The 5,033-nt window shown below is 27.4% G+C and carries 4 protein-coding genes; all 4 read right to left on the bottom strand.

All coding sequences use genetic code 11. The annotated features are described in order from the left end of the window. Positions 1-440 precede the first annotated feature (440 nt). Positions 441-1,415, bottom strand: coding sequence for a tRNA epoxyqueuosine(34) reductase QueG (queG, locus tag BM384_RS15530; RefSeq protein ID WP_090014946.1), 975 nt, complete (start codon positions 1,413-1,415; stop codon positions 441-443). Next, complete coding sequence (locus tag BM384_RS15525) at positions 1,409-1,786, bottom strand: (deoxy)nucleoside triphosphate pyrophosphohydrolase (RefSeq protein ID WP_090014945.1); 378 nt, start codon at positions 1,784-1,786, stop codon at positions 1,409-1,411. Before BM384_RS15525 ends, queG begins: the two co-directional genes overlap by 7 nt. 22 nt (positions 1,787-1,808) lie before the next feature. After that, complete coding sequence (locus BM384_RS15520; RefSeq protein WP_090014943.1) at positions 1,809-4,700, bottom strand: DEAD/DEAH box helicase; 2,892 nt, start codon at positions 4,698-4,700, stop codon at positions 1,809-1,811. Positions 4,701-4,872: 172 nt separating this feature from the next. Beyond that, positions 4,873-5,033: zinc ribbon domain-containing protein (locus BM384_RS15515; RefSeq protein ID WP_139232153.1), on the bottom strand; the 161-nt coding region annotated here is incomplete at its 5' end.

Below are 5,033 nucleotides of genomic sequence, written 5' to 3'. Positions count from 1 at the left end.
TGTCACTCATTTTTTTATTCATACATTTCTTTTTCCTTTACTGCAATATTATTTTCATTTATAATCACAGTAATATTTTAACAGTTTTTACTTTTTGTTTCAACAAAGATAGTTAATATTATGTTTCTCATTAAAAGGTGAATATATAGTAGAACAAAATGGCTGACGCCACGCTTTTCAGCGCAGGAAGCTGAGCTTTGTTTTGCCATGCAAAAGGTTCTAAAAGTAAAATAACTTCATATTAAAATACAATTTAATTATTTTGCTTTTAGGTTCTTTTGCGGCCTACAATTATTTTTTAATGCATTTGACAACTCCATATAAGAAAGCCAGTCAAAATCAGTATTTAACATCAAAAAAATTTTACATTTTCCTATGCATTAAAAAAATGATTTGAAATATCAGCTATAACTAATATTTCAAATCATTCTAAGATAATTTTAAGATTCAAGAATATCAATATATTTATTTATATAATCAGAATCCCCTTTAAATTTTTCTATATCATAACCATTACTCTTTAAATTAATAATAGCATTTCTCTTAATAACATTTTTTCCTCTCCAGCCGCAGGATGTAGCATTAATTTTTTCTTTAAAAAACTTATTATTCATACCTGCAAAAACTTCTGGTGAATCATTCATATATATAAGAGTTTCAAACTCAGCAATAGCATTTTGTTCTACCTCTTCATTATAAGGACACTTTAGCTGACAAAAATCACACCCAAAAACATTTCCTTTTAAAAGCTTTATTTCTTTATTATCTATTTCCTTCTTCTGAGTAATATAAGAAAGACATATATTAGGGTTAATTCTACTTTTATTTATTGATTTAGTTGGACACTCCTTATAGCATATCTCACATTTGCCACATTCCTTATACTCAGAGATTTCTTCAAATTTTCTCTTATCCTCTGTTTCAAAATCAAGATCAGTTATTATTTCTGCTAAAAAAACATAAGAACCATACTTTTCTGTAATTATCATATTATTTCTTCCTATAAAGCCAACTCCAGCAATATAAGCTATGTATCTTTCAGGAAGGGAATTGCTATCTACAAGACACTCTGCCTTTCCTCCTAAAGATTCAATAAAGCCTTTAATTTCTTCTAAATACTTTCTTACTACTTTATGATAATCTAACCTCTTTGTATATATAGAAAATCCATTTTCATTGTTATCTCCTTCATAATAATAAGGAAAAGCAAGAGAAATTATAGTTTTACCATCCTCCATATATATATTAGGATTAATTCTTTTTTCTATATCTTTTTCTTCAAATGCATTTTGCAAATTATTATTTTGTCTATATTCTAAAAAGTCTCTAAGTTCTTCAAACCTTCTACATGGTATAAATCCAAAACAATCAATACCAAGACTTTTTATAAACTCTGCCGTCTTTTCTTTTAACATAACTCTTTAACCACTAAAATATCTGCTGGAACCCATTTTTGATTTTTTAATTCATTCATATGTACCCATTTAGCATCATTATGAGCATTTAGTTTTAAACTTCCCCCTAAAATTTCACACATAAAACAATGCATTGTTAAATGAAAATTATCATAATCATAATCTACTGTTGTTAAAAACTTAAGATTATCTATTTCCAGCTCAAGCTCTTCCATAATTTCTCTATGGAGTGCTTCTTCTTTAGTTTCTCCTTTCTCTATTTTACCCCCTGGAAATTCCCACATATCAATAAATTCTCCATAACCTCTTTTAGTTATAAATATTTCGTCACCCTTTTTTATTACTGCTGCAACTACCTCTACTATCTTCATTTTAATCACTTCTTCCTCTTATTTATATCCTTGTAATAAACTCATTATATAATCCTTCTGGCATTTTATTTTGAAGCTTAAATAAAACTGTTATTGGTTTTTCTCCTTCAAATTTTATAGTATCTGCTTTTCCTATATAGATATAAGGTTGTACCTTACCATCTATTTCTTTATACTTTCTCACAAATATATGAAGATTAATATTTCTATCCTTATTATAAATTATATTTTTTCCTCTTTCAGAATTTTGTGATGTATTATTAGGAGTCTGCCATTGAAAAACTTCACGACTTTTAAATTCATCTTTATAATTTATACTTTCCTTTATGTCAGCATCTTTGTGAAGATCTACATAAATAAAATAATCACTTCCATTAGTTAAAAGCCCACTGCCTCTAAAGGATGAATGTGATTTCTCATAATTTGATAAAAGGGCTGCATCCTTCATGCTATACTGTTCATAAAGTTTAAAAAATGTTTTTCCATAATTCTTACTTCCAAAGTTTTTTTCATATCTTAAAACTCCATAATCAAGTATATCATTTATTTTATCTTTAAATTCTTTATTACGTAGTATTTTTTCAAAGCTTAAAAGTCTCATTATCTTTTTATCTTTACATTCAAATAGTTTAATATTATTTTTTATTTCTCCAGAATCATAATATTCCTGACTTAAATTTTTAAAAGCATGTAGTATGCTGTCTCTATCAACTGAGTCAAGATACTTATTTATAAATCTTTCTGCTGCATCTAAATCAACACTTTCTTTAGTTAAAAGCTCTTTCACAATTAAAAATTCATGAGGTCTCTTTAAAGGAAGCTTTCCTGAGAATTCTCTTAATACTCTCATAAAATCTTCATCCATGAAAATATCACTACCATATCCCTTCTCTATCTTTTTCAAAAACTCATCATAAGTCTTCGCATTTTTTATAAATCTTATAGGATCTGGAGCTCCTTCATATTTCATATAATCCATAAGTTTATATGGAATTTTTCCACCATTTAATTTTTTAAATTCATTATATTCCTCTTTAAGATACTTCATACTATTAAAGTTTTCATTAGTAAGCTGCTTTATAATCTCTTCCTTTGCAATCTCATCCATTTGAATATGAGTACATCCTGGAATATCACTAAAATCATCTGTAACAGAAACCTTTAAACTATCTTTATCATAATACTTACTTCCCTTAAGAGCTAAAGCTATTAAAAAGGCTTTTTTATGATTTCCTATAAAGTCTAGAACCGTTAAAAATTCTTTATTTTCATGTTTTCTCAAACCTCTTCCAAGCTGTTGAATAAATATTATAGGCGAGCTTGTTGGTCTAAGCATTAATATTTGATTAATTGAAGGTATATCCACACCTTCATTAAATATATCCACAGTAAAGATAACTTTTAATTCATCATCTTCATTTTCTAACTTATTAATAAATTCTTGCCTTTTTTCTATGGAATCATCACCTGTTAGTGCAATGCTCTTTATGCCTTTTTCATTAAATTTTTTAGCCATATATTTAGCATGGTCTTTATTAATACAAAATCCTATAGTTTTTTGCTTACTTCCGTCGAAACCATAAAAATTCATTTTCTCAATTATAAAATCAACACGAGCATTAACCATAAGCTTAGCTGCTACTTTTGGTATATCTGTAATATCTAAATTCTCATAATCAACTACATCAATATCTGTAATTCCAAAGTAATGAAATGGTACAACGAGCTCATTTTCAAGGGCTTCATTAAGTCTTATTTCTGCAGCCACATTATTATCAAACACATCAAAAATACTCCCCTTATCACATCTCTCTGGAGTTGCTGTCATTCCAAGCAAAAACTTAGGTTTAAAATAATCTAGCACTTTTTCATATGTAGGGCTTGTACTATGATGAGCTTCATCAATTACTATATAATCAAATTCATCTTTCCTAAACTCATGATAATTCTTAGACATAGTTTGGATAGTTGCAAATAAATAATCTGCTTCATCTTTATAATTTCCTGTAAAAAAACCCATTTTTATATTTTTATTTTTGCATATGCTCTTAAAAGTTTTTTCTGCATCCTTTAAAATATCTTCTTTATGTACTAAAAACAACATCTTTTTAGGTTTAAAACTTTCAACATCAAAGGCTGACATAAAGGTTTTTCCACTTCCTGTTGCTGCAATAACTAAGGCTTTTTCTTCTCCACTTCTTCTTAATCTAGAAAGATTTTTAAGAGCTTCTTTTTGCATTAAATTTGGTTCTATTATTTTATAGCTTGAAAAATCAATTACTTCTTTTTTCTCTCTTTCTCTTATAGATGTAATAAAACTTTCATACTTAGTTAAAAATTCTTCATCTACAAAGCCTGTACCCTGCCATAAATCATTGTATTCACTTAAAACCTGCTGTACAAATTCAGTTTCCTTCTTAGAAATAATCATTACATTCCATTCTACATTACTTTTAAGGGCTCTTTGAGTTATATTAGAAGATCCAATAATTATTTTATAGTTCTCTTCATTTTCAAAAATATAAGCTTTAGTATGAAACCCCTTTTCTTTATCTGCTATAAAAACCTTTAAATCTATATTATTAAAGTCTCTTATCTTTTTAAGTGCTTTTGGCTCTGTAAAATTAAGATAAGTTGATGTTAATATTTTCCCCTCAATATTTCTCTCTGAAAGTTCTTTAAAAGAATCTAAAAGAAGCTGAAGACCACTAAAATTAACAAAGGCTACGCTAAAATAAAACTTTTTACATTCACTTAAGCTTTGTTTTAATTCTTTTAGAAGATTTCCCCTCTTTGAATTTACTATCAATCTATTTTGAGTTATATAATTTTCATCTATTATATTTTTACTGTCTATATCAAAAGCTGTTTCACTTAAAACTTTATGATTTATATTCTTCAATATATCCTGCATATACTTCCGTTGCCAAAACCTTATAAAACTTTATAAAGCATGTTTAATTCCTTATTCAACGTGTCCTATTTTGTCTTGAAAAAATCTATGACTACTCTAGTTTGATATGACACTCCAAAGGCGTAAATTCGGGTACAACGCCCCCTACATATTAGCAATATCTTTTAGGTGATTAAATTGCTAATTTATATCTACTAAGATTAATACTTGCATTATAGTCCCTGTTTATATTTAAACCACATGAACACTTGTATATTCTATCACTAAGTTTTAAATCTTTTTTAATAGAGCCACATGAAGTGCATAGTTTACTTGAAGGGTAAAATCTATCTG

Source organism: Clostridium sp. DSM 8431, assembly GCF_900116755.1.
Classification (GTDB): domain Bacteria; phylum Bacillota; class Clostridia; order Clostridiales; family Clostridiaceae; genus Clostridium.
The sequence above is the reverse complement of the archived record's forward strand: the minus strand, read 5'-3'. Positions and strand labels throughout refer to the sequence as shown.